The sequence below is a fragment of the Actinacidiphila bryophytorum genome (assembly GCF_016916835.1).
Classification (GTDB): Bacteria; Actinomycetota; Actinomycetes; order Streptomycetales; family Streptomycetaceae; genus Actinacidiphila; species Actinacidiphila bryophytorum.
Map to the genome: position 1 here is coordinate 78,830 of NZ_JAFFIX010000011.1, position 24,391 is coordinate 103,220.

A 24,391-nucleotide genomic window follows, 5' to 3' on the forward strand; every position below is an offset into this window, starting at 1 on the left:
ATGTGTAGCGCGAGTCTCAAAGGTGCCGGTCATGCGGGGTTCAGCGGGCGCCGGTGATACGGAGGGCAGCGTCGGCCGTGGCCGTGGGGAGGGACGCGGCGGTGGGGCGGGGGATGAGGATGACGGCCTCGATCAGCGCGAAGACCAGGTCCGTGCGGACGGCCAGCTCGTCGGGAGGCAGGCCGGCGGCGGCGTCGGTTGCGGCCAGCAGGGCGGCGTAGGCGGACTTCAAACCGGCCCTCGCGTCGCGGAAGGACGTGAAGCGGTCGGACCGCACCTCGGGCAGGAGGTAGAGGACGCCGAGGTTGTGCGGCTCGGAGCACAGCAGCGCGACGTCGGCCCTGCACAGCTCCCACAACCGCCGCTCGGCGGGCCTGCCGGTGTCGGCGAGGAGCTTCCCGGCGAGCGCGAGGGACGGCGTGACCGTGCTCTCCAGCAGTTCGGCGAGCAGGTCCTCCTTGCCGCCGACGTAGTGGTACATCGAGGCCTGCCGCATGCCGGCGCGTTCCGCGACCGCCCGGGTCGTGGTCGCGGTGTAGCCGCGGGTGGTGAAGAGCTCCGCGGCGGCGGCCAGGAGTTCCTGACGCGGGCTCATCCCGGTGTCGGGCCGCTGCTGCGCCCTGGGCCGCCCGACGCGCCGTCCGCTCGTACTCATCCGGCGATCGTCGCACAGCGCGGGACCGCGCCCACGCGGGGCGGCGCCGGTGAGCGGCCGGTAACCGGCGCGCAACACCCGGGCAACCGCCTGGAATCGGCCGCCGCCTAATTTCTGTCGCACGACAGAAATGGGAGGTGCACGGTGGCGACAGGGACGACGTACGGCGCCCGGGACCATGCCAGGGCGCAGGACGGCAGGCGCGCGGCCGCGATGCCGCTGGTGCCCGCACCGGACGGGCTGGTGTGGGCCGAGACGGTCGCGGGCGGCGGCTACACCCACAAGGTGCTGGCCCGCGGCACGGAACTGCGGCTCGCCGACCCCACCGGCACCGCGTGCGCGCACCTGCTGCTGTTCGCCGAGGGCCGCCCGTGGGAGCGGCTGAACGTCGCGGACACGGTGAAGGTGCAGTGGAACGCCTACCTGGGCGCGGGACGGCTGCTGCTGTCGGACCAGGGCAGGGTGCTCGCCTCGCTGGTCGCGGACACCAGCGGCCGGCACGACACGCTGTGCGGTACGTCGTCGGCGGCGCGCAACACCACGCGCTACGGGGACGGTTCCGCGCACGGCGGCTCCCCCGCGGGGCGCGAGCTGTTCCTGCTGGCCGCGGCCAAGCAGGGGCTGGGGCCGCGCGACCTGCCGCCGTCGCTGTCCTTCTTCCAGGGCGTGCGCGTCGAGCCGGACGGCGCCCTGGAGTTCATCGGCTCCGCAGGCCCCGGCACCGCGGTGACGCTGCGGGCCGAGCAGCCGCTGACCGTACTGCTGGCGAACGTGCCGCACCCGCTGGACCCGCGGCCCGCCTATGTGTGCGGGCCGCTGGAGGTACGCGCCAAGGCCGGTGCGCCGACCGGGCCGCAGGACCCCCTGTGGGACGCCACACCCGAAGGCCGCAGGGCGTTCCTGAACACCGCGGAGCACCTGGCCGCCAGGGGGCTGCGATGACCGCCGTGACCGTACCCGCCCGCGCGCCCTGGTCGGCGGTGATACCGGCGGGCGGCCTGCTCACCGTCACCGACCTGCACGGCAACCAGGCCGTCGACTTCCTGGCCTACGACGCCCACGACACCGCCGTCCGCTACAGCGCGCCCGACACGATCCAGGCGCAGGGCAACATCTTCCTCACCACCGGCAGCGTGCTGCTGTCCACCGAGCACACCCCGCTGATGACGGTCGTCGCGGACGGCTGCGGCGGGCACGACACGATCGCCGGCGCGTGCTCGAAGGAGTCCAACACCCTGCGCTACGGCCACCACACGTGGTCGCAGCACGCCTGCGTGGAGAACTTCCTCGCCGAGGGCGCCCGTTGGGGGCTCGGCAAGCGCGACCTGGTCAGCAACGTCAACTGGTACATGAACGTGCCCGTCGAGGACGACGGCACCCTCGGCATCGTGGACGGCAGGTCGGCACCCGGCCTCGAAGTGGTGCTGCGCGCCGAGACCGACGTGCTGGTGCTGGTCTCCAACTGCCCGCAGATCAACAACCCCTGCAACGGCTTCGACCCGACTCCCGTCCGCATGACGGTCACCGGCCCTCAGCCGCCGGAAGCACCCGGAGGCACCGCGGCGGCGGAGGTCCGCGGATGACCTTCGACACGCTGCTGGTCGCCAACCGGGGCGAGATCGCCGCCCGGATCATCCGCACCGCCCGCCGCATGGGCCTGCGCACCGTCGCGGTCTTCTCCGACCCCGACCGCGGCGCCCCGCACGTCCACCTCGCCGACACCGCCGTCCGGTTGGGACCCGCGCCGGCCGCGTCCAGCTACCTGGACGTCGGCGCGGTCCTCGCCGCCGCCGCCACGACCGGTGCGGGCGCGGTCCACCCGGGCTACGGATTCCTCTCGGAGGACGCGGACTTCGCCCGCCGGTGCGAGGCCGCGGGCCTGGCCTTCGTCGGCCCGCAGCCGCAGCACCTGGACGTCTTCGGCGCCAAGCACACCGCACGGGCCGCCGCCGAGGCGGCCGGTGTGCCGCTGCTGCCCGGCACCGGACTGCTGCCCGACCTGGACGCGGCACTGGCCGCCGCGGACCGGCTCGGCTATCCGGTGATGCTCAAGGCCACCGGCGGCGGTGGCGGCATCGGCATGCGCGCCTGCCACTCGGCGGGTGAACTGACCGCCGCCTGGGAGCCGGTACAGCGCGCGGCAGCCGCCGGCTTCTCCTCCGCCGGGGTCTTCCTCGAACGCCTCGTGGAGCGTGCCCGGCATGTCGAGGTGCAGGTCTTCGGCGACGGCCGCGGCAAGGTCGCCGTGCTCGGCGACCGCGACTGCTCGCTCCAGCGCCGCCACCAGAAGGTGCTCGAAGAGGCCCCCGCCCCCGGCCTGCCCGCCGCCGTACGCCGCCGGCTGCACGACAGCGCACGGCAGTTGTGCTCCTCGGTCGGCTACCGCTCGGCGGGCACCGTGGAGTTCGTCTACGACGCCGAGCGCGCCGAGGCCTACTTCCTGGAGGTCAACACCCGGCTGCAGGTCGAACACCCGGTCACCGAGGAGACCTACGGCGTCGACCTGGTCGAGTGGATGCTGCGGCTCGCCCAGGACGGCACCGTCCCCGACGAGCCGCCCCCGCCCTCCGGGCACGCCGTCGAGGCGCGGATCTACGCCGAGGACCCGGCGCGCGGGCACCGGCCGAGCGCCGGGGTGCTCACCCGGGTCGCCTTTCCCCCCGGCGTGCGCGTCGACACCTGGGTCGAGACCGGCACCGAGGTCACCACCTCCTACGACCCGATGCTCGCCAAGGTCGTCGCACACGGCGCCGACCGCGACACGGCGCTCGCCGCACTCGCCGACGCACTGGCCGCCACCCGCATCGACGGCATCGAGACCAACCTCGGGCTGCTGCGGGCCGCCCTCGGCAACCCCGACCTGCGGGCCGCCACCCACAGCACCGCGACCCTCGACGGCGTCACGGACGGCTCCCGGCGGATCGACGTGGTGCGCGCCGGCACGATGACCACCGTCCAGGACTGGCCCGGCCGCACCGGCCTGTGGCACGTCGGGGTGCCGCCCTGCGGGCCGATGGACGACCTGTCCTTCCGGCTCGGCAACGAGGCGCTGGGCAACGGCGAAGGCGCCGCCGGGCTCGAATGCACCTTGCAGGGACCGGCGTTGCGCTTCAGCCACGCCACCACGGTCTGCGTCACCGGCGCCCCCGCACCGGTCACCGTCGACGGGCTGCCGGTGCCGCAGTGGGAGCCGGTGACCGTGCCGGCCGGCGCGGTCCTCGACGTCGGGGCGCCGCAGGAGGCCGGCTTGCGCACGTACGTCCTGCTGGCCGGCGGCCTCGACCTGCCCCGATTCCTCGGCAGCGCCGCCACCTTCACCCTCGGCAGGTTCGGCGGGCACGGCGGGCGGGCGCTGCGCGCGACCGACGTCCTGCACGGCGGCGGCACCGCCGACGGGCGGCCCGTACCGCCCGCGCGGCGCCCCGCGATCGGCACGCAGTGGGCGATCGGCGCGGTCGAAGGGCCGCACGCGGCACCGGAGTTCTTCACCGAGGACGACATCAGGGACTTCTACGCGGCCTCCTGGAGCGTCCACTTCAACTCGGCCCGCACCGGGGTACGCCTCGTCGGCCCCAAACCGCGCTGGGCGCGCGGCGACGGCGGCGAAGCCGGCCTGCACCCCTCCAACATCCACGACACGCCCTACTCCGTCGGCGCCGTCGACTTCACCGGCGACATGCCGGTGCTGCTCGGCCCCGACGGCCCGTCCCTCGGCGGCTTCGTCTGCCCGGCCACCGTCGTCACAGGGCAGCGCTGGAAACTGGGCCAGCTGCGGCCCGGCGACACCGTGCGCTTCGTACCCGTCACCGAGGACGCGGCCGCCGCGCTGCGCACCTCCCCCGCCACCACCCCCGTGCCCTCCCGGCCCGTGCTCGGCGACGGCGGGGTCCTCGACCGCGCCGCCGCCACCCCCGCGCGCCCCGCCGTGACCTACCGCCGCAGCGGCGACGACAACCTGCTCGTCGAGTACGGGCCGATGCAGCTCGACCTCGCCCTGCGGATGCGGGTCCACGCACTCGCCGAACACCTCGCCGCCCGGCGACTGCCCGGGGTCGTCGACCTCACGCCCGGCATCCGCTCGCTGCAGATCCACGTCGACCCGGCGCAGATGCCGACCGCCAAACTCCTCGACCTGGTCCGCGAGGCCGAGGACGCGCTGCCGCCCACCGACCAGCTCGTCGTGCCCAGCCGCACCGTCCACCTCCCGCTGTCCTGGGACGACCCGGCCACCCGGGAGGCCATCTCCCGCTACATGGCCGGCGTCCGCGACGACGCGCCTTGGTGCCCGTGGAACATCGAGTTCATCCGCCGCATCAACGGGCTCGACGCCGTCGAGGACGTCCACCGCACCGTCTTCGACGCGGAATACCTCGTCCTCGGCCTCGGCGACGTCTACCTCGGCGCGCCCGTCGCCACCCCGCTCGACCCGCGGCACCGGCTCGTCACCACCAAGTACAACCCGGCCCGCACCTGGACCGCGGAGAACTCCGTCGGCATCGGCGGGGCCTACCTGTGCGTCTACGGCATGGAGGGGCCGGGCGGCTACCAGTTCGTGGGCCGCACCGTCCAGGTCTGGAACGCCAGGACCGACCCACGGCAGCCGTGGCTGCTGCGCTTCTTCGACCGGATCAGGTGGTACCCGGTCGGCGCGGAGGAACTCCTCGACCTGCGGGCCGACATGGCCGCGGGGCGGCTCGCGCTGCGGGTGGAGGACGGGGAGTTCGCGCTCGCCGCGCACCAGCGCTTCCTCGCGGAGAACGCGGGGCCGATCGCGGAATTTCGAACGCGGCAGGCTGCCGCGTTCGCCGCGGAGCGGCGGGCGTGGGAGGAGGCCGGCGAATTCGCCCGGGCCGAGGCGGTGGCCGCGCCTTCCGCGGCGCCCACGGCGGTGCCCGTGCCCGACGGGGGGTGCGCCGTGGAGGCGGAGTTCGCCGCCGGGGTCTGGCGGGTCGCCGTCAGGCCGGGCGACCAGGTCGTCGAGGGCCAGCCGCTGCTCGTCCTGGAGGCCATGAAGATGGAGTCCCCGGTCCTGGCCCCCATGACAGGCCGCGTCACGTCCCTCCACGTCACCCCCGGCGACCAGGTCACCCCCGGCTCGCCCCTGCTGACCCTGGCCCCGGTGTGACGGCCCCTTGCGGTGGGCTTTCGCCTTTCCCTCGGCGGGAGGGTGCGCAGGTGATTGCCACTTGCGGTGGGCTCGCACCTTTCGGTGCGTGGGAGCTTGTCGCGCAGTTCCCCGCGCCCCTGAAAAGCGCTCACCCTCCTGCGCAGAGGGCGCCGCCTGAAAGCGCCGGCTCTGCGCACAGAGGGCACCACCCAGGGGCGCGGGGAACTGCGCGACAAGCCCCCACCGGCCGGAAGGCGAAAGCCCACCGCAAGGGGCAGGACCTGAAGGGGCGCGGGGAACTGCGCGCCCAGCCCGCACGGGCGGAAAGAAGGCAACGCACCGCAAGGGGCAGGGCCTGGGTCACGCCCACCGGGCGGAAAGAAGGCAACGCCACAGCATGTGGCGACAAGCGGCGAGGAGGGCCAGGCAGTGGGGCAGGCGGGGCGCAGGGTGGGCGGGGCGTACGCGGAGATCGCCCGGGCCGGGAGGCCGGACGTGTGGATCGGGTTGCGCCCGCAAGAGGAGGTCGCCGCCGAGGCGGCTGAGGTCGATGCAAGGCTCGCCGCAGGCGAACCGCTCCCGTTGGCGGGAAGCCTCCTCGCCGTGAAGGGCAACATCGACGTCCACGGCCTGCCGACGACGGCCGGCTGCCCGTCGTACGCGTACGAACCGCAGGCGGACGCCCCCGCGGTGGCGGCACTGCGCGCCGCGGGCGCGATCGTGCTGGGGACGACGAACATGGACCAGTTCGCGACCGGCCTGGTCGGCACCAGGAGCCCTTACGGCGCGGTGCGCAGCGCCCTGGCCGCGGACCGCGTGGCCGGCGGCTCCAGTTCGGGTTCCGCTGTCGCCGTGGCGCTGGGCTTCGTGGACATCGCGCTGGGCACGGACACCGCGGGCTCGGGCCGCGTCCCCGCGGCCTTCAACGGCATCGTGGGGCTCAAGCCGACCCGCGGCCTGGTCTCGACGCGGGGTGTGGTTCCGGCGTGCGCGAGCCTGGACTGCGTGAGCGTCTTCGCCCGTACCCTCGAAGCGGCCCGCAGGGCACTGGCGCTGCTGAGAGCAGCGCGCCCGGTGCCGCCGCGCCGCCCGGGGCCGTGGCGGGTGGCGGTGCCGGCGACGGCGCAGCTCGGCGAGCTGGACGACGGCTGGGCGGCGGCGTTCGAGCGGGCGAAGGGGCGCCTGGCCGGCGCGGGCGCGCAGCTGCGGACCATCGACCTGGCGCCCTTCACGCAGGCGGCGTCGCTGCTCTACGACGGCGCCTTCGTCGCGGAGCGCTACACCGCGGTGGGCGCCTTCGTCGAGCGCGGCACTGCGGATCTCGACCCGACGGTCGCGGGGATCATCCGTGCGGCCCGGAACCTGCCGGCGCACCGGCTGTTCGCGGACCGCGAGCGGCTGGCGGCGCTGCGGGAGCGTGCGGCGGCGGAGCTGGCGGACGCGGACGCGCTGCTGCTGCCGACGACACCCGGGCATCCGACGCTCGCGGAGGTGGCGGCCGACCCCGTCGGCGCGAACACCCGGCTGGGCCGTTTCACGAACTCGGCGAACCTGCTGGACCTGTGCGCGGTCGCGGTGCCGGCGGGCGAGGTGGACGGGCGGCCCTTCGGGGTGATGCTGCTGGGGGCGGCGGGCAGCGACGAGCACGTCGCGGAGGTGGCCGCGCTGCTGGAGCCGCCGCTGCGGCTCGCGGTGGTGGGGGCGCACCTGTCGGGGCAGCCGCTCAACCCGCAACTGCTGGCGCTGGGCGCGCGGCTGGCCGCGGAGACCACGACCGCGCCGGACTACCGGCTGTACGCGCTGGACACGGTGCCGCCCAAGCCGGGCCTGGTGCGGGTGCCGGCCGGGGGCGCCGCGGTGGAGGCGGAGGTGTGGGAGCTGGCGCCGGCGGCGCTGGGCGCCCTGCTGGCGGCGCTGCCCCGGCCGATGGCCCTGGGCCGGGTGGCGCTGCGGGACGGCGAGGAGGTGACGGGCTTCCTGTGCGAGCCGGCGGCGGTGGCCGGTGCGCGGGACATCACGGAGTTCGGCGGCTGGCGCGGCTACCTGGGCAGGAGCGGCACCTGAACCCGCGGGTTCGTACCGCGGGTACGTACACTGTCCCGCACCACAGACCCACGGGGAGAGGACACCGGCCGCATGCGCCACCGCACGATACTCACCGCAGGCGCGCTCACCGCCGTCCTGGCGGCCACCGCGCTGTCCGGCTGCTCCTCGGACAGCAAGTCCGACGACGCGAAGTCCGGTACGTCGTCGCCTGCCGCCGCGGGCGGTACGGGCACGGCGGCGGACGGCGGTGCGAGCAGCGCGCCGGCGAGTACGTCAGCGGCGCCCTCGAAGGCGCCCGGCAAGGTGGAGGGCCACCTGGACTACACCGGCGACGTGTCGGGCAGCGCCGACTTCACCGGCGGGGTGAACTGCGAGATCAAGGGCGGCAAGCTGATCGGCGTGACGACGCCCGACGTGCTGGCCAAGAAGCAGATCTTCCCGTCCTTCATCGCGACGACCGCGGCCAGCCCGACGCAGGTGGCGCTGTTCAACACCCCGGACGGCAAGGCGTATTCGGGCCGGGCCTCGAAGTCCGAGGGTGTGACCGCGAGCAGGAGCGGCAGCCAGTGGACCGTCAAGGTGCAGGGCCTGCGGATCGCCCAGGACTACGGCGGCACGGGCGGTGTGATCACCCTGGCCGGGTCGCTGACCTGCACCCGTCTGACCTGATCGGCGCCCGTCTGACCTGACCTGCGCCCGGCGCGGTCCCGGCGGGCTCTCCTGCCCGCCGGGACCTGGCGGGGTGTCACCCCACGGACGAGTAGGCGACGACGCCCCGCAGCAGCCCGTCCACGGCCTTGCGGGCGTTGCGCCGGACGGGGCTGTCGTCGGGTGCGGCATTGCCGATCTGGCCGAGCACGTCGATGAGCTGCTTGCACCAGCGCACGAAGTCACCGGCGGGCATGTCGGCGTCGGTGAGCACCGCGTCGAGGTTGTGGCCCGACGCCCACCGGTAGGCCGGCCAGGCGAAGCCCAGGTCGGGTTCGCGCTGGCCGACGCCCTCGGTCTGGTTGATCTTGTGGTCCTCCTCCAGGGCGTCGAGCCGGCCCCAGATGCGTACCATCTCGCCGAGTGCCGCCCGTGCGTTGCCGCTGGGCAGCTTGGGGGCGGCCGCGTCGTCTGCCTGGCGGGACTCGAAGACCAGCGCCGAGGCGCACGCGGCCAGTTCCGCGGGTCCCAGGCCGTCCCACACCCCGTCGCGCAGGCACTCGCTGGCCAGCAGGTCCAGCTCGCCGTACAGCCGGGCGAGCCGGCGGCCCTCGGGGGTGACCTGGTCGCCCTTGAGGTAGTCCAGCTCGGTCAGGACGGCGCAGACCCGGTCGAAGGTCCTGGCGATGGTGTTGGTGCGGCCCTCGATGCGCCGCTCCAGCTGCTGGGTGTCGCGGCGCAGCCGGTGGTAGCGCTCGGCCCAGCGGGCGTGGTCCTCGCGCTCGTCGCAGCCGTGGCAGGGGTGGGCGCGGATGGCGCCGCGCAGCCGGGCGATCTCGGTGTCGTCGGCGGCGGGCGAGCGCTCCTTGCGGTGCCGGGAGGGCACCGCCCAGCCGGCGGTGCCGGCCTTGCTGCGCATCGCGGAGGCCAGGTCGCGGCGGGACTGCGGGCTGCGCGGGTTGAACGACTTGGGGATGCGCATGCGGTCGAGCGCCTCGACGGGCACCGGGAAGTCCAGCTGGGCCAGCCGTTTGACCTGGCGCTCGGCGGTGAGCACCAGCGGGCGCGGCCCGTCGTGGTATTCGCCGTCGCGCGGGTGGTGGCCGCCGGCGCGGCCGGCCGGCACCCCGGGTTCGAGGACCAGGGCGAGGCCGGCGTACTTGCCCGCGGGGACGTGGATGATGTCGCCGGGCTTGAGCTTCTCCAGCGCGTCGGAGGCCGCGGCCCTGCGCTGGACGGCGCCCTGCCGCGACAGGTCGGCCTCGCGGTCCTTGAGTTCCCTGCGGAGCCGCATGTACTCGTCGAAGTCGCCGAGGTGGCAGGTCATCGACTGCTGGTAGCCGTCGAGCCCCTCCTCGTTGCGCTGCACCTGCTTGGAGATGCCGACGACCGAGCGGTCGGCCTGGAACTGCGCGAAGGACGTCTCCAGCAGTTCGCGGGAGCGGTGCCTGCCGAACTGGCCGACGAGGTTGACCGCCATGTTGTACGACGGTTTGAAGGACGACCGCAGCGGATACGTCCGGGTGCCGGCCAGGCCCGCGACGGCGCCGGGGTCGAAACCGCGCTGCCACAGCACCACGGCGTGGCCCTCGACGTCGATGCCGCGGCGGCCGGCACGTCCGGTGAGCTGGGTGTACTCGCCGGGGGTGATGTCGGCGTGCATCTCGCCGTTCCACTTGACGAGCTTTTCCAGCACCACAGAGCGCGCCGGCATGTTGATGCCCAGTGCCAGGGTCTCGGTCGCGAAGACCGCCTTGACCAGGCCCTTGACGAACAGCTCCTCCACGACCTCCTTGAAGGCCGGCAGCATTCCGGCGTGGTGGGCGGCGATGCCGCGCTCCAGGCCTTCCAGCCACTCGAAGTAGCCGAGGACGTGCAGGTCCTCGTCGGGGATGGCGCGGGTGCGCTCCTCGACGATGGCGCGGACCCGCATGCGGGCCTCGTCGTTGTTCAGCCGCAGCCCGGCGAAGAGGCACTGCTGCACGGCGGCCTCGCAGCCGGCCCGGCTGAAGATGAAGGTGATCGCGGGCAGCAGGCCCTCGTTGTCCAGCCGGTCGATGACCTCGGCGCGGCTGGGCGTCCAGACCCGGCTGCGCGCCCTGCGCTCCCGCTCGCGGTCGGCTTCCTTGCCGCGCTTGGCCCGCGGGTGGTAGCTGCGCTGGTTCTCCATGCGGGCGAGGCGTTCGAGGTCGGCGTTGACCTCGCGGCGGCCGCGGGTGGCGCTCGCGCCGGCCTTCTCCTCGAACAGGTCGTACATCCGGCGTCCTGCCAGGACGTGCTGCCACAGCGGGACGGGGCGGTGCTCGGAGACGATGACCTCGGTGTCGCCGCGTACGGTGTCCAGCCAGTCGCCGAACTCCTCGGCGTTGGAGACGGTCGCGGACAGCGAGACCAGGGTGACGGACTGCGGGAGGTGGATGATCACCTCTTCCCAGACGGCGCCGCGGAAGCGGTCGGAGAGGTAGTGCACCTCGTCCATGACCACGTAGCCGAGGCCGTCGAGGGCGGCCGAGCCCGCGTAGAGCATGTTGCGCAGCACCTCGGTGGTCATGACGATCACCGGTGCGTCGCCGTTGACGCTGTTGTCACCGGTGAGCAGGCCGACCTTCTCTGCGCCGTACCGCTTGGCCAGGTCGTTGTACTTCTGGTTGGACAGGGCCTTGATCGGGGTGGTGTAGAAGCACTTGCGGCCCTCGGCGAGTGCGAGGTGGACGGCGAACTCGCCGACGATGGTCTTGCCCGATCCGGTGGGGGCGGCGACCAGGACGCCGCTGCCGGCCTCCAGCGCCTGGCAGGCCTCTATCTGGAACGGGTCGAGGCCGAACTCGTACAGCTCGCGGAACTGTGCGAGTGCGGTGGCGTTCTCTGCGGCGCGGCGACGGCTGGCGGCGTAGCGCTCGGCTGGCGACATGTCTTCTGTCATCTCGCTCATGAGCCTACCCGGCGGCACCGACACACCGCGTGATCTTTGTTTCTTCCGGAGGGCAGGGTTGCCGGCGCCCGGCGGCGGACGCGCTGCTCAGACCAGCAGCCGCAGCGCCCCGGGCACGGTCTCGGCCTCCAGCGGCAGCGGCCCGACCCGCTCGCCGTCGGCGTAGCCGGTGACGCCCTCCGCGTGCAGCCGGACCCGGGCGGCGCGGTGCACGGTGACCACCGGGTGGCGCGGGTGGGAGCCGCTGTAGACCAGCGGGAAGACCCGCAGCAGGGTGCGGCGGCTGCACGGACCGACCACGCAGATGTCGAAGAGCCCGTCGTCCATCTCGGCGTCGGCGCACATCCGCATGCCGCCGCCGTAGGAGGAGCCGTTGCCGACCGCGATCAAGGTGGCGTCCAGCTCCCGCTCGGGGGCGTCGTCGAACTGCACGCGGTAGTGGATGGGGCGCAGCGCCGCCAGTTCGACCAGCATCGCCGCGTCGTACCTGAAGCGGCCCCTGGGCCAGCTCATCCGGTTGCCCCGGTCGTTGACCCGGGAGTCGAAACCGGAGGCCAGGACGGTGCCGAACCAGCGCTCGCCGATCCTGCCGAGGTCGAGCGCGCGGGTGCGCCCGGCGGCCAGCGCCTCGGCTATCGCGGTGCCGGCCGCGGCGGGCTTGCGCACCGGCAGGCCGCTGACCCGGGCGAAGTCGTTGCCGGTGCCGGCCGCGACGATGCCCAGCGGGGTGTCGGTGCCGGCCACCGCCTGCAGGGCGAGCGAGACCATGCCGTCGCCGCCGACCGCCACGAGGGCTCCGGTGCCGCCGTCCACGGCCTTGTGCGCCCGCTCCAGGGCGTCGGCGGCGTCGGTGCCGACGACGGTGCCTACGGTCAGGCCGGCCGCGCGCAGGGCGGCGGTGGCGGGTGCTGCGGCCAGCGCGCCGCGGCCGCGGCCGGCGGTGGGGTTGACGAGCAGGGTGATGTCGGTGGTCACGGGTGGGGCCGGCGGCGTCAGGTCGCGTCGTCGTAGTCGTCGCCGCGCCCGTCGTCCAGCGAGGAGTCGGCGTCGATCTGCTCGGGGATGTGGTCGAGGCTGGAGGCCTGGTCCGGGTCGAGCGCGAAGTCCGGGTCGGCCGCGCGGCGGCGGGCGCGCCGGGAGTCGTTGAAGAAGCAGACGCCCAGGGCCATGAAGTACAGCAGCACGATGGGTGCGGCCAGCAGGCACATGGTGAGCGGGTCGCCGGTGGGCGTGGCGACCGCGGCGAAGACGGTGATGCCTATCACCATGCCGCGCCACCAGCCGAGCATGCGCTTGCCGGTGACCATGCCGGTGAAGTTCAGCAGCACCAGCACCAGCGGCAGTTCGAAGGCCAGGCCGAAGACGATGACCAGCCGCACCACCAGGTCGAGGAAGTCGTCAAGCGGCAGCAGGTTGGTGGTGTCGTCCGGCACGAAGCCGATCATGATCCTGGCGGTCTGCGGCAGGATCTCGTACGCCAGCACCGCGCCGCCGAGGAAGAGCGGCACACCGGCGCCGACGAAGCCCAGCGTGTAGCGCTTCTCGTTCTTGTGCAGGCCGGGGGCGAGGAAGCCCCACAGCTGGTAGAGCCAGATCGGGGACGCGCCGACCACGCCGGCCATCAGCGAGACCTTCAGGGCGATGGAGAAGCCGCCCATCAGACCGCTGACGGTCATCTGCGCGCAGGCCTCCTGCGCGACCTTGCCCGCGGCCTCGCCCTTGGTGCGGCACTGCACGCCGTCCGGGATGCGCTGCTGCAGCAGGTGGATGATGTCCTTGTAGAAGAACGCCGCCACGACGGTGATGACGATGATCGCGAGCACCGACTTGAACAGCCGGTTGCGCAGCTCACGCAGGTGGTCCGCGAGCGGCATCCGCCCCTCGGGGTCCTTCTCCTGCTTGCGGGCAGTCTTGAGCACCCACGTCCTCGTCTCGTACGGGCAGCCGTCGGCAGCGTGTCTCGGCTTGGTCGTGTCCCTGGAGCCTGCGGCCGGCCGGCGGGCGCCGGCGGCCGGTGGCCGGTCAGCTGGTGGTGGTGCGCTCCTGGTCGGCGACCGGGCGGGCGCTCGCGGTGTCACCGGGGGCGGCCTGGATCGTACGGGTCGGCGCCTGCTCCTGTGCGGCGGTGCCGGACTGGGCCGGGGGCGTCGGGTCGTCGTTCTTCATCGCCTTGGCCTCGCTCTTGAGGATGCGGGCCGACTTGCCGAGCGACCTGGCCATGTCGGGCAGCTTCTTGGCGCCGAAGAGCAGGATGACGACGAGAAGGATCAGGACGAGCTCAAGGGGCTTGAGATTGCCGAGCATGATGGGTCTACCTTCTCACCGGGTTGGCGGCGTGGTCCGTGCGGTACGTCTGCGGCGGCCGGTGGTCGGACGAATTCCGGCTTCCGCATACGCAAGGATCGTAGCGTGCACCGGTGAACGCCGGAATATGCGCCGGAATCCACCGGGTTGCGGCCCTGCCGCGGTCCGTTCCACATCGTGCCGGGACCGCTCGGGTCGCCGGGTCAGCGTACCTTCACCTGCGGCTGCGCGGCAGGCTCAGCGGCGGGTGATCTCGCCGGCCCGCCTCGCCACCGGGGCCGCGGCCCGCTGCAGCCGGTCCCCCGCGGCGGCCAGCGCCTCACCGCTGGCGGCCACCTGGGCGGCCAGTTCGCGCACCGCGGTGAAGACCCGGGCGGCGAAGAAGGCGAGCACCGCGAGCCCCGCCGCGGCCAGGCCGACGCTGAGGAAGATCCACCACATGGTCCGGCAGCCTACCGCTGGAGCCGCATCGTACGGACGCCGCCGACGGTCAGCAGCTCCACGATCCGCTCCCCCGCCGGCTTGCGCACCGCCTCGCCGCACTCGGGGCAGGTGAAGGAGTAGAAGGTGGTGCGGGCGCTGCCGCCGATGGCCAGCCGCAGGTCGTCGGCGCCCAGCTCGAAGCTGGTCCTGCAGTGCGGGCAGCCGGCCCGGAAGACGACCGGTCCTGCGGCGGGCGGGGGAAGGGTCGCCGTCATCGGGGCCGCCTCACTCCCCGTACCCGGCCAGGGCGAGCACCGCCGCGTCCCGCGCGTCGCCGGCCAGCGCGGCGGGCGAGACGATCCGGCCGTCGCGGCCCAGCCGCAGCGCCAGCCGGCGCAGCGAACCGGGGTCGGGGGTGCGCAGGGTGATCCGCAGGCCGCCGTCGGGCAGCTCCTCGGCGCTGTCGTGCGGGTAGTACTCGGCGACCCAGCGCCCGCCGGGACCCACCTCCACGACGACCTCGGGGTCGTCGCCCGCGGGCTGCACCAGGCCCTGCGACAGGTCGCGCGGCTCGATGCGCGGCGGGTCGGACGGCTCGTCCAGCAGCCGGATCTCGGCGACCCGGTCCAGCCGGAAGGTCCGCCGGTCCTCCGAGAGCCGGCACCAGCCCTCGACGTAGGTGTGGCCGACGGTGAACAGCCGGATCGGGTCGACCTCCCGCTCGGTGAGCGCGTCGCGGGCCGGCGAGTAGTAGCGCATCCACAGCCGGCGCCGCTCGGTGATGGCCCGGTCGACGGTCGCGAAGACGCTGCCCTCGGCCTCGAAGGTCACCGACAGCTGGCCGCTGCCGCCCGCCGCCTCGCCCGCGGCGGCCTCCAGCTTGGTGCCGGCCCGCAGCAGCGCCTGCCGGTCGCTGTCCCGCAGGCCCGGCAGGTTCGCCACCGCACGGGCGGCGACCAGCAGCGCGGTGGCCTCGTCCGCGGCCAGCCGCAGCGGCTGGGCGACGTCGTCGGCGGTGCCCGGGTTGTGCCACCAGATGCGCTCGCCGTCGGTGTCGATGTCGAGCAGGTCGCCGCCGCGGAAGCTGGTGCCGCACAGCGGCAGGACGTTGAGGTCGCCGATCAGCTCGGCCTCGCTGACCCCGAAGGCCCGCGCGACCTCGCTGACCCGGGCGCCGGGCCGCTCGCGCAGATAGGTGACCAGCGACAGCATCCTGCGGGTCTGGTCGATCGCGTTGCTCATACGGTGTCCCGCCTGCTCGTGCCCTGCCTGCCCTGCCCCGCGCTCATCCCTTGGCCACCGCACGCAGCCGGTCGAGCACCTCGGTGCGCAGCTCCTGCGGCGCCATCACGACCACGTCGGGGCCGAACTCGGCGAGCCACGCGTCCAGGCCGTGCCCGTAGGGCACCTCCAGCTCGTCCCAGTCGGCGTCGACCGGGGTGGTGGCCACCGCCCTGGCCCGCAGCGGGTAGCCGCTGTCGCGGCGCAGCCGGATCGTGGCGGTGGTGGTGGCGCCCTCGCCCGCCCAGCGCGCGACGGTCTCGCGTACGTCCACGTGCGCGGGCACCTCGGCGGTGAAGGCGCCGCGCGCCTTGACCCGGCCGCTGATCCTCGAGAGCCGGAAGACCCGCACGGCCCCGCGGTCCCGGTCGTAGCCGGCCAGGTACCAGTGGCCGCGCCAGCACTCCAGCGCCCACGGCTCGACCTGCCGCGGCTCGGGGCGCACCGCGTTGGCCTTGCGGTAGTCGAAGGCGACGGCCCGCCGCTCCCGGGTCGCCAGCATCAGCGCCTCGAAGGCCGGCTCGGGGGTGGGGATGCGCGGTTCGAGGGCGCTGTGGGTGTCCTCGAACGGCACACCGGCCGCGCGGAGCTTCTGCAGCGCACCGCTGGCCGCCTCGGCGAGCCTGGCCTGCTGCCAGACCTTCGCGGCCAGCGCGAGGGCGGCGGCCTCCTCGGGGTCCAGCGCGATGTCCGGCAGCCGGTTGCGGTCGCGGCGGGCGAGGTAGCCGAACTCGCCGTCGAGGTTCTCCACGGTGTCGATGACCAGGCCCAGTTCGCGCAGGTCGTCCTTGTCGCGCTCGAACATCCGGTTGAAGGAGTCGTCCGAGGTGACCTCGTGGTAGGCCTCGATGGAGGCTCGCAGCTCGCGCTTGCTGACCGGACGCCGGGTGTTCATCAGGCACAGCGCCAGGTTCATCAGCCGCTCGGCCTTGGCAATCGCCACGCCCGCACCCCTTCTCTTGTGTTCGCTCGCCTCCGGTCGCTCAGACCCGATGTCGACGGTCGATCGTGCTCGATCCGCTCGTGCCTCACGGACCTCCGCGCGTGCTCCCTTTCGACACCGGCGCGACCTTCGGCTCGCTCACCCAGGCGTACCGTCGGACCGCGTCCCCACCGGTCACACACGAACCGTATCGAAGAGCGGTCCCCCCGGTGGTGTCCGGGGGGACCGCCGCGTCAGACCGCGACCAGGTCGCAGACGAAGATCAGCGTCTCGCCCGGCTTGATGGAGCCGCCGGCGCCGCGGTCGCCGTAGGCCAGGTGGGCCGGGATGGTCAGCTGGCGGCGCCCGCCGACCTTCATGCCCTGCACGCCCTGGTCCCAGCCGGCGATGACCTGGCCGACGCCGAGCCTGAACTGCAGCGGCGCGCCGCGGTTCCAGCTGGCGTCGAACTCCTCACCGGAGGAGAAGGCCACGCCGACGTAGTGGACGGAGACGGTGTCGCCCGCCTTCGCGACCGGGCCGTCGCCCTCCCAGATGTCCTTGATCTCCAGGTCGGCCGGCGGTTCGCCGCCCGGGAAGTCGATCTCGGGCTTCTCGATGCTCACTTCGATGCTCCTTGTGGTTGCAGGCAACCGGGACAGTCTTACAGAACCGCGATGATGTCCACCGAGAAGACCAGCGTCGCGTTCGCCGGCACCGGCCCGTTGGCCTGGTCCTTGTACGCCAGGGCGGGCGGCGTCACGAGCATGACCCGGCTGCCGACCTTCTTCCCGGTCAGGCCCTGGGTCCACCCCGGGATGACGCTGGACAGCGGGAACTGCGTGACCTGGTTGCGGGAGTAGCTGGAGTCGAACTCCTTGCCGGTGTCCCACAGGACGCCCTTGTACTGCACGACCAGGGTGTCGCTGGCCTTGACCGCCTTGCCGTCGCCCTCCAGCACGTAGTTGGAGACCAGCTTGGTGGGCGCCTTGGTCTTGGGCACGGTGAGCGACGGGGCCTTGCCGTCGGTGTTGGTGCCGACCTTGGGCAGGTTCGCGTCGGTCTGCGGGACGACGGTGCCCTTCGCCGAGTCCTTGCCTGTGTAGACGTTGAGCACGTCCACGACGAAGACCAGGGTGTCGGTGCCCTTGATGCCGGCCTGGGCGTTGCCCGTCGTGCCGTAGCCGAGGGCCGGCGGGATGGCCGCGATGACCCTGCTGTTCTGCTTGGCGCCGATCACCGCCTGCTCGAAGCCCGGGATGACCGCCTGGGTGCCGGTCTGGAAGGCGTAGGGCGCCTTGCCGAAGTTGGTGTCGAACACCTTCGCGGTGCTCCACACCTGGCCCAGATAGTTCACCTGAACGATGTCACCGGAAGCGATCGCGGCACCCTTGCCGGGGATCAGCGTCTTGACGGCGAGGTCGGTGGACGGGGTGCCGGTGCCCTTGGCCACGGTCGGCTTGGAGCCGAAGGCGGTGCCGCCGGTGACCGCGGGCACCGGGCCGCTGACGATCTTGGTGCTGGGGGTCGCACTGGGCGTGGCACTGGGCGACGCGCTCGGCGAGTCCGAGGGCGAAGGCGAGTTGGAGGCCGCTGAATCGCTCTTCTTGGTGTCCTTGCCGCAGCCGGCGGCGGTGAGCATGAGCGCGGGCACGGCGAGCAATGCGGAGCGTCGGCGCACGGATTCCCTCGGTTCGGGTAGGTGTCGGGGTCGGAGGTTGGTGATACCGCCCCACACCCTACGGCGTGCCGCAGGCCCCGTACGAGTTCCGTACGGGGCCTGTGGGTGTGCTGTGGCGGCCGGGCGTTGACGGCGGGGCCGCCGGCCGGCGCCGGGCCGGGTCACATCCCGGCGATCAGCTTCTCCACCCGGTCGTCCACCGACCGGAAGGGGTCCTTGCACAGCACGGTCCGCTGCGCCTGGTCGTTGAGCTTGAGGTGCACCCAGTCGACGGTGAAGTCGCGGCGCTGCTCCTGGGCACGCCGGATGAAGTCGCCGCGCAGCCGCGCCCTGGTGGTCTGCGGGGGCACCGACTTGGCCTCGAAGATCTTGAGGTCGTTGCAGATCCTGGCCGCCTGCCCCTTGCGCTCCAGCAGGTAGTACAGGCCGCGGCGGCGGTGGATGTCGTGGTAGGCGAGGTCTATCTGCGCGACCCTGGGGTGCGACATGGTGATGTTGTCGCGGTTCCGGTACCGCTCGATGAGCTGGTACTTCATCACCCAGTCGATCTCGGTGCCGATCCTGCCCAGGTCACCGCTGCCGATCGACTCCAGGGTGCGGCCCCACAGCTCCAGCACCTGCTCGATGACACCGCTGCGGATGCCGCGGCGCTCGCAGAACTCCACGGCCTTGGAGTAGTACTCCTGCTGGATGTCCAGCGCGGACGCCTCGCGGCCCGAGGCCAGCCGCACCTTGCGGCGGCCGGTGATGTCGTGGCTGACCTCGCGGATGGCCCGGATCGGGTTCTCCAGGGTCAGGTCGCGCATCACCGTGCCGGCCTCGATCATCCGCAGCACCAGGTCGGTGGCGCCGACCTTGAGCAGCATCGTGGTCTCGGACATGTTGGAGTCGCCGACGATGACGTGCAGCCTGCGGTAGCGCTCGGCGTCGGCGTGCGGCTCGTCCCTGGTGTTGATGATCGGCCGGGACCTGGTGGTGGCGGAGCTGACACCCTCCCAGATGTGCTCGGCGCGCTGGCTCACGCAGAAGACGGCACCGCGCGGGGTCTGCAGCACCTTGCCCGCGCCGCACAGCAGCTGCCGCGTGACGAGGAAGGGAATGAGGATGTCCGCGAGGCGGGAGAATTCCCCGTGCCGGGCCACCAGGTAATTCTCGTGGCATCCGTAGGAGTTGCCGGCCGAGTCCGTGTTGTTCTTGAACAGGTACACGTCCCCGGCGATGCCCTCTTCGTGCAGCCGGCGTTCGGCGTCGACCAGAAGGCCTTCGAGGATGCGCTCGCCTGCCTTGTCGTGGGTGACCAGTTCGGTGACGTTGTCGCACTCGGGAGTGGCGTACTCCGGGTGCGAGCCCACGTCGAGATAGAGGCGGGCGCCATTGCGGAGGAAAACATTGCTGCTCCGGCCCCATGACACGACACGGCGGAAGAGGTACCGCGCCACCTCGTCAGGGGACAGACGCCGCTGTCCCCTGAACGTGCATGTGACGCCGTACTCGTTCTCCAGCCCGAAAATGCGGCGGTCCATGTCTGAACATTACGCCTGATGCGTGGTGCTGAAACGGGGTTCGACGGCACGGTTTGGATCTTTTTCCTGCCGGGTTTCGAGGTTTGGCGCCGTCAGGAATCGGCCGGTCGAGAGGAGTACGGCCGTGGCGACGACCGCGCCGCCGCCCGCCACGGCGAATCCGGCGGCCGCGCCGCCGTGCTGCGCGGCCACTCCCGCGGCGGCCGTGCCCAGCGCCGCGCCGACGCCGGCCGCGGTCACGACCCAGGAGAAGGCCTCGGTCACCGTGCCCGGCGGGGCGTGCCGGTCCACCACCAGGAAGCCGCAGGCCAGGGCGGGGGCCAGGAAGAGTCCGGCCAGGGCCGCGAGGAGCAGCATCCAGGGCACGCCGGGCACCAGCATCAGGGGCGGGTAGCAGGCCGCGAGCGCCACGCTCAGCACCCGCAGCCGGCGCTCCGGCTGCCCCGGCCAGCCCCTGGCACCGTACGTCAGCCCGCCGGCCAGCGCGCCCACGCCGTTGGCCGCCAGGACGTACGCGGCCACCGGGCCGCCGCCGTGCGCGTCGCCGTAGACCACCGCGGCGATCGAGATCGCGCCGAGCGCGATGCCGACGAAGAAGAAGGAGCCGAGCAGCACGGCAAGGCCCAGCGAGCGCAGGGCGCCCAGCCAGTGCGCCTCGCGGTCGGCGGCCCGCCAGCGGCGCGAGGGCGCCGAGGTGACCACCACGAGGGTGCCGGCCACGCCGAGCAGCCCCGTGGCGACCACGGCCGCCGCCTGGGAGGCGGCCGAGACGATCAGCGTGACCAGCAGCGGGCCGACCGCGAACAGCACCTCCTGGGCGGCGGCGTCCAGTGCGTACGCCCGCTGCACGCGGTCCTCGCGCCCCAGCACGTCGGGCCACAGCGCCCGCAGCCCGCCCTCCAGCGGCGGGGTGGCGAGCCCGGCCAGCACGACCGCCGCGGTCGCCACCGGCAGCGGGCGCGGGCCCACGGCGGCGAGCAGGGCGAAGCCGGCGGCCGACAGCAGGGCCGCGCCGGCCATCACCCGCGGCTGCCCGCGCCGGTCCACCGCCCGCCCGAGCATCGGCTGCCCGACGGCGACCGAGCAGCCGTAGACGGCCGACAGTGCGCCCGCGAGCCCGTAGCCCGCGCCCTCCGAGCGCAGGAACAGCACGATGGCCAACGCGGCCATGGCGTTGGGCAGCCGCCCCAGCAGGGTGCCCCCCAGCAGCCGGGCCGCATGCGTCGTCCGCAGCAGATCCGCATACCCGCCACCCATGCCGTCCCCTTCCCCCCGCCTCCGTGTTACGTATAACGTCCGCCCACATACGTACCATGACGCCATCCCCCCGGTCCACCCCCAGAAAGGCCCCCCGGTGCCCGACCCGACCCAGCCACCCCCCCGCCCCACCCCAGCCCGCGACGACGCCGACACCGCGGCGCGCGGGGCCGGTGGGACCCGGCGGGGCACGGCCGGCGGCGAAGCCGCGGCCTCCACGGAAAGCCGGAACGGCATCGCCCCGCCGGCAGCCGAAGCCACACCTCCCGCAGGAAGCGCGGGCACATCCGCGGCTGCGCGCCACGACGCCGACACCGCGCGCTCGGCAGCCGGCGATGCCGCGGCCTCCACGGGAGGCCGGGACGACACCGCCCCGCCGGCAGCCGAAGCCACACCTCCCGCAGGAAGCGCGGACACGCCCGGGGCTGCCCGCGACGACGCCGACACCGCGGCAGCGGGCAACGTGGCGCGGGGGGCCGGGGGGAGGGGGCGGGTGACGTCGCGGGATGTGGCGCGGGTGGCGGGGGTGTCGCAGGCGACGGTGTCGCTCGTGCTCGGGGACAAGTGGCGGGGGCGGGTCTCGGAGCGGACCGTGGCGGTGGTGCGGGCGGCGGCCGGTGAGCTGGACTACCGGCCGAACCTCGCCGCGCGGAGCCTGCGGCTCGGGGCGACCAGGACGGCGCTGCTGGTCGTTCCGGCGCTCACCCACGAGTACTTCGCCCGCGTCTACGCAGGTGCCGCCAAGGTCGCCGACGAGCACGGCTTCGGCGTCGTGCTCTACCCCTCGCCCGCCGGCATCGGCCCCGCCCGCGACCCCTTCGGCTCGGCCAGGACCGCGATCGACGGGGTCATCGCCTCGTCCATGGCCGCGGACGCGCTCGCCGCCTTCGGCGACGGCGGGCTCCCGCTGGTCATGCTGGACAGCGACCCGGGGGTGCCGGGCGGCCCGCCCACCGTCAACCTCGCCGTCGCCGACGGCATGCGCCAGGTCGCCCGGCATCTGCTGGGCCTCGGCCACCGCCGCATCGCACACATCGCCGCCGACGTGGACACCTGGACCTTCCGGGTCCGTACGGAGGCCGTCGCGGCCGAGCTGGCCGCGGCGGAGGTGCCGGCCGCCCCGCGGCACGCCGCGGCGCTGAACGTGGCCGCCGCCAGGGACGCGGCGGTGCGCGCCCTGAGCGCGCCGGGGCCGCGCCCGACGGCGCTGCTGTGCGACGACGACATCCTGGCGGCGGGCGCCTGCAAGGGCGCCAGGGCACTGGGGCTGCGGGTGCCGGACGACGTGTCCGTGTCCGGCTTCGACGACCTGTCGCTGGCGACGGCGCTCGATCCCGAGCTCACGACGGTCCGCCTGCCGGCGGAGTCCATCGGCGAGCACGGCATGTCGGCCTTGCTTGCCCTTCTCGCGGGCCGCCCCGCTCCCCCGGTCGAGCTGCCCCTCACCCTCCTCCCCCGCGCCTCGACGGCGCCAGCCGTCGCCTGAGGGGGTGCCACTTGCGGTGGCGGCGCGACTTTCCCCCGGGTGGGGAGCTTGTCGCGCAGTTCCCCGCGCCCCTGAAAAACGCTCACCCTCAGGGGTGCGGGGAACCCGCGGGGCTACTCCTCCTCGTCGGAGGGGTCGTCCGTCGTGGTCGTGGCGGCGGACTCCGCTTCGAGGAGGCGGGTGAGCTGGCGCCCGAGGATGCGCTTGAACTTCCGCTGCTGCGGCCTCGTGCGGTCCAGGACCGCGACTTCGAGCTGCTCGGCCGTCAGCCGGCGGTCACTGCCGTTGGTGTCCCGGCCGAGTGACTCCACCGCCAGCGCGAGCGCTTCCGCCAGCGTCATGCCGTCGCGGTGCCGCTGGTCGAGGTAGCTGCCGATCTGGTCGGAGTTGCCGCCGACGGCGACCGCCCCGTGCTCGTCGACGATGGAGCCGTCGTGCGGCAGCCGGTAGATCTGGTCGTCCTCGGGCGCGGCACCCACTTCGGCGACGATCAGCTCGACCTCGTACGGCTTCTCGCCGACGCTGGAGAAGATCGTGCCGAGCGTCTGCGCGTAGACGTTGGCGAGCCCGCGGGCGGTCACGTCGTCCCGGTCGTAGGTGTATCCGCGCAGGTCGGCGTAGCGGACCCCGCCGATGCGCAGGTTCTCGAACTCGTTGTACTTGCCGACCGCCGCGAAGGCGATCCGGTCGTAGATCTCGCTGACCTTGTGCAGCGCGCGGGAGGGGTTCTCGGCGACGAAGACGATGCCGTCGGTGTACTGCAGCACGACGACGCTGCGGCCACGCGCGATGCCCTTGCGGGCGTATTCGGCGCGGTCCGCCATGGCCTGCTGGGGTGAGACATAAAAGGGCGTGGACACCGGCTAACCGTGCCTTTCTGCAGTCGGCGCTGGGACAGTGCGGAGGGGGGTCGGCTGACCTGGGGTCACAGCACCTGTGCCTGCGGCCCGTCGGGACGCTCGAGACGGGCGTCGATGACCTCCCGGGCGAGCGCGGCGACCTCGGCGTCGGGCAGCCGGCGGAAGCCCTCCTCGGTCATGACGGTGATCAGCGGGAAGACCCGCCGGGCGATGTCGGGGCCGCCGGTGGCGGAGTCCTCGTCGGCCGCGTCGTAGAGCGCCTGGATCACCGCGGTGGACAGCTGGCGCTCCGTCAGGTCCTGGCGGTAGAGCTTCTTGAGGGTGCCGCGGGCGTAGACAGAGCCCGAGCCGGTGGCGGCGAAGCCGGTCTCCTCGCTGCGGCCGCCGGTGACGTCGTAGGAGAAGATCCGGCCCTTCTCCCGGTCGGTGTCCCAGCCGGCGAAGACCGGGACGACGGCCAGGCCCTGCAGGGCCATGCTCAGGTTGCCCCTGATCATCGTGGAGAGCCGGTTGGCCTTGCCCTCCAGGGACAGGGTGGCGCCCTCGATCTTCTCGTAGTGCTCCAGCTCCAGCTGGAAGAGCCTGACCATCTCCACGGCCAGGCCCGCGGTGCCCGCGATGCCGACGGCCGAGTACTCGTCGGCCGGGAAGACCTTTTCCATGTCGCGCTGCGCGATGACGTTGCCCATCGTGGCGCGCCGGTCGCCGGCGAGGATCACCCCGCCGTCGAAGACCGCGGCCACGATCGTGGTGCCGTGCGGCAGCTCGACCGCCCCCTTGAGCGCCGGCAGTGTCCGGTTGCCCGGCAGCAGCTCGGGCGAGTGCGCGCCGAGGAAGTCCAGGAAAGACGACGAGCCGGGCGTCAGGAAGGCGGCCGGCAGACGCCCGGTGCTGCGAGAGTTGGCTTCCACGCGATTCCTTCCACACGATCTTGAGGTCGGTACGGACCCTACCCGCCGGTCCGGAAATCCATCCGCCCCGCGGACCGGTTACCGGCCGCGGGGCGGGGTGAGAGCGGCTACTGCCCGCCCTTCTGGACGAAGGACCGGACGAAGTCCTCGGCATTCTCCTCCAGGACGTCGTCGATCTCGTCGAGGACGGAGTCCACGTCGTCCGAGAGCTTCTCGTGGCGTTCCTTGAGGTCTTCGGCGGCCTGGGCGTCCTGCTGGACCTCCTCGGCCTCCTCCGTGGAACGCGTCGCCTTCTGCTGTCCGCCGTCGGTGTCCTTGGTTGCCATGTCCCTCACCCCGCTCGGTTGCGTGTCCT

Annotated in this window: 22 protein-coding genes; 6 read left to right on the forward strand and 16 right to left on the reverse strand. The window is 73.3% G+C overall.

The annotated features are described in order from the left end of the window. Positions 1-40 precede the first annotated feature (40 nt). Complete coding sequence (locus JT723_RS18055) at positions 41-655, reverse strand: TetR/AcrR family transcriptional regulator (RefSeq protein WP_205045698.1); 615 nt, start codon at positions 653-655, stop codon at positions 41-43. A gap of 144 nt (positions 656-799) precedes the next feature. Here JT723_RS18055 and JT723_RS18060 point away from each other — a divergent pair, with 144 nt between their 5' ends. The 5 genes from JT723_RS18060 (at position 800) to JT723_RS18080 (ending at position 8,477) form a co-directional block, all read left to right on the forward strand. Further along, the gene (locus JT723_RS18060) at positions 800-1,597 is read left to right on the forward strand and encodes an urea amidolyase associated protein UAAP1 (protein ID WP_205045699.1); all 798 of its coding nucleotides are present in this window, start codon (positions 800-802) and stop codon (positions 1,595-1,597) included. After that, positions 1,594-2,238, forward strand: a complete 645-nt coding sequence (locus JT723_RS18065) for an urea amidolyase associated protein UAAP2 (RefSeq protein ID WP_205045700.1) — start codon at positions 1,594-1,596, stop codon at positions 2,236-2,238. Before JT723_RS18060 ends, JT723_RS18065 begins: the two co-directional genes overlap by 4 nt. Continuing rightward, on the forward strand, positions 2,235-5,780 hold the full coding sequence (gene uca / locus JT723_RS18070) for an urea carboxylase (RefSeq protein ID WP_205045701.1): 3,546 nt from the start codon (positions 2,235-2,237) through the stop codon (positions 5,778-5,780). Before JT723_RS18065 ends, uca begins: the two co-directional genes overlap by 4 nt. 411 nt (positions 5,781-6,191) lie before the next feature. Then, entirely contained in the window at positions 6,192-7,826 is a 1,635-nt protein-coding gene (atzF, locus tag JT723_RS18075; protein WP_205045702.1) for an allophanate hydrolase, read from the forward strand. Positions 7,827-7,898: 72 nt separating this feature from the next. Then, a complete protein-coding gene (locus JT723_RS18080) occupies positions 7,899-8,477 on the forward strand; it encodes a hypothetical protein (protein WP_205045703.1) in 579 nt (192 codons plus the stop codon). Positions 8,478-8,553: 76 nt separating this feature from the next. On the opposite strand, the gene JT723_RS18085 is transcribed toward JT723_RS18080, so the two are convergent. The 12 genes from JT723_RS18085 to JT723_RS18140 all read right to left on the reverse strand — a co-directional run bounded on the left by JT723_RS18085 (position 8,554) and on the right by JT723_RS18140 (position 20,779). Continuing rightward, complete coding sequence (locus JT723_RS18085; RefSeq protein ID WP_205045843.1) at positions 8,554-11,379, reverse strand: DEAD/DEAH box helicase; 2,826 nt, start codon at positions 11,377-11,379, stop codon at positions 8,554-8,556. Between the two features lie 96 nt (positions 11,380-11,475). Continuing rightward, a complete protein-coding gene (locus tag JT723_RS18090) occupies positions 11,476-12,363 on the reverse strand; it encodes a diacylglycerol kinase (RefSeq protein ID WP_205045704.1) in 888 nt (295 codons plus the stop codon). A 17-nt stretch (positions 12,364-12,380) separates the two neighbouring features. Next, on the reverse strand, positions 12,381-13,307 hold the full coding sequence (tatC, locus tag JT723_RS18095) for a twin-arginine translocase subunit TatC (RefSeq protein ID WP_205045705.1): 927 nt from the start codon (positions 13,305-13,307) through the stop codon (positions 12,381-12,383). A gap of 103 nt (positions 13,308-13,410) precedes the next feature. Then, positions 13,411-13,692 (reverse strand): Sec-independent protein translocase subunit TatA, encoded by a 282-nt coding sequence (gene tatA / locus JT723_RS18100; protein WP_205045706.1) that lies wholly within the window; start codon positions 13,690-13,692, stop codon positions 13,411-13,413. Between the two features lie 237 nt (positions 13,693-13,929). After that, on the reverse strand, positions 13,930-14,133 hold the full coding sequence (locus JT723_RS18105) for a hypothetical protein (protein WP_205045707.1): 204 nt from the start codon (positions 14,131-14,133) through the stop codon (positions 13,930-13,932). Between the two features lie 11 nt (positions 14,134-14,144). Then, the gene (locus tag JT723_RS18110) at positions 14,145-14,390 is read right to left on the reverse strand and encodes a CpXC domain-containing protein (RefSeq protein WP_205045708.1); all 246 of its coding nucleotides are present in this window, start codon (positions 14,388-14,390) and stop codon (positions 14,145-14,147) included. 10 nt (positions 14,391-14,400) lie between these two features. Further along, positions 14,401-15,357, reverse strand: a complete 957-nt coding sequence (locus JT723_RS18115; protein WP_205045709.1) for a helix-turn-helix transcriptional regulator — start codon at positions 15,355-15,357, stop codon at positions 14,401-14,403. 43 nt (positions 15,358-15,400) lie between these two features. Further along, a complete protein-coding gene (locus JT723_RS18120) occupies positions 15,401-16,339 on the reverse strand; it encodes a helix-turn-helix transcriptional regulator (RefSeq protein ID WP_205045710.1) in 939 nt (312 codons plus the stop codon). A 233-nt stretch (positions 16,340-16,572) separates the two neighbouring features. Further along, on the reverse strand, positions 16,573-16,944 hold the full coding sequence (locus JT723_RS18125; RefSeq protein WP_205045711.1) for an FKBP-type peptidyl-prolyl cis-trans isomerase: 372 nt from the start codon (positions 16,942-16,944) through the stop codon (positions 16,573-16,575). 38 nt (positions 16,945-16,982) lie between these two features. Next, a complete protein-coding gene (locus tag JT723_RS18130; RefSeq protein WP_205045712.1) occupies positions 16,983-17,999 on the reverse strand; it encodes an FKBP-type peptidyl-prolyl cis-trans isomerase in 1,017 nt (338 codons plus the stop codon). A gap of 161 nt (positions 18,000-18,160) precedes the next feature. Then, positions 18,161-19,522 carry a Pup--protein ligase gene (gene pafA, locus JT723_RS18135; protein WP_205045713.1) on the reverse strand — a complete coding sequence of 454 codons (1,362 nt, stop codon included), beginning with the start codon at positions 19,520-19,522 and terminating at the stop codon, positions 18,161-18,163. A gap of 9 nt (positions 19,523-19,531) precedes the next feature. Further along, a complete protein-coding gene (locus JT723_RS18140; RefSeq protein ID WP_205045714.1) occupies positions 19,532-20,779 on the reverse strand; it encodes an MFS transporter in 1,248 nt (415 codons plus the stop codon). A 463-nt stretch (positions 20,780-21,242) separates the two neighbouring features. On the opposite strand from JT723_RS18140, the gene JT723_RS18145 reads away from it, so the two are divergent. Next, positions 21,243-22,265: a LacI family DNA-binding transcriptional regulator gene (locus tag JT723_RS18145; RefSeq protein ID WP_251513852.1), complete on the forward strand. Its 1,023-nt coding sequence runs from the start codon at positions 21,243-21,245 to the stop codon at positions 22,263-22,265. A 113-nt stretch (positions 22,266-22,378) separates the two neighbouring features. Here the strand turns inward: JT723_RS18145 and prcA are convergent, their stop codons facing one another. The 3 genes from prcA to JT723_RS18160 form a co-directional block, all read right to left on the reverse strand. Further along, the gene (gene prcA / locus JT723_RS18150) at positions 22,379-23,125 is read right to left on the reverse strand and encodes a proteasome subunit alpha (protein ID WP_205045715.1); all 747 of its coding nucleotides are present in this window, start codon (positions 23,123-23,125) and stop codon (positions 22,379-22,381) included. Positions 23,126-23,190: 65 nt separating this feature from the next. Beyond that, positions 23,191-24,036, reverse strand: coding sequence for a proteasome subunit beta (gene prcB, locus JT723_RS18155; protein ID WP_205045716.1), 846 nt, complete (start codon positions 24,034-24,036; stop codon positions 23,191-23,193). Between the two features lie 107 nt (positions 24,037-24,143). Beyond that, positions 24,144-24,362 carry a ubiquitin-like protein Pup gene (locus JT723_RS18160; RefSeq protein WP_205045717.1) on the reverse strand — a complete coding sequence of 73 codons (219 nt, stop codon included), beginning with the start codon at positions 24,360-24,362 and terminating at the stop codon, positions 24,144-24,146. Positions 24,363-24,391: the final 29 nt, after the last annotated feature.

Coding starts and splice junctions, on each gene's coding strand:
- JT723_RS18055 (WP_205045698.1), bottom strand. CDS start 655: ATGAGTACGAGCGGACGGCGCGTCGGGCGGCCCAGGGCGCAGCAGCGG.
- JT723_RS18065 (WP_205045700.1), top strand. CDS start 1,594: ATGACCGCCGTGACCGTACCCGCCCGCGCGCCCTGGTCGGCGGTGATA.
- uca (WP_205045701.1), top strand. CDS start 2,235: ATGACCTTCGACACGCTGCTGGTCGCCAACCGGGGCGAGATCGCCGCC.
- JT723_RS18080 (WP_205045703.1), top strand. CDS start 7,899: ATGCGCCACCGCACGATACTCACCGCAGGCGCGCTCACCGCCGTCCTG.
- JT723_RS18085 (WP_205045843.1), bottom strand. CDS start 11,379: ATGACAGAAGACATGTCGCCAGCCGAGCGCTACGCCGCCAGCCGTCGC.
- tatA (WP_205045706.1), bottom strand. CDS start 13,692: ATGCTCGGCAATCTCAAGCCCCTTGAGCTCGTCCTGATCCTTCTCGTC.
- JT723_RS18105 (WP_205045707.1), bottom strand. CDS start 14,133: ATGTGGTGGATCTTCCTCAGCGTCGGCCTGGCCGCGGCGGGGCTCGCG.
- JT723_RS18110 (WP_205045708.1), bottom strand. CDS start 14,390: ATGACGGCGACCCTTCCCCCGCCCGCCGCAGGACCGGTCGTCTTCCGG.
- JT723_RS18115 (WP_205045709.1), bottom strand. CDS start 15,357: ATGAGCAACGCGATCGACCAGACCCGCAGGATGCTGTCGCTGGTCACC.
- pafA (WP_205045713.1), bottom strand. CDS start 19,522: ATGGACCGCCGCATTTTCGGGCTGGAGAACGAGTACGGCGTCACATGC.
- JT723_RS18140 (WP_205045714.1), bottom strand. CDS start 20,779: ATGGGTGGCGGGTATGCGGATCTGCTGCGGACGACGCATGCGGCCCGG.
- JT723_RS18160 (WP_205045717.1), bottom strand. CDS start 24,362: ATGGCAACCAAGGACACCGACGGCGGACAGCAGAAGGCGACGCGTTCC.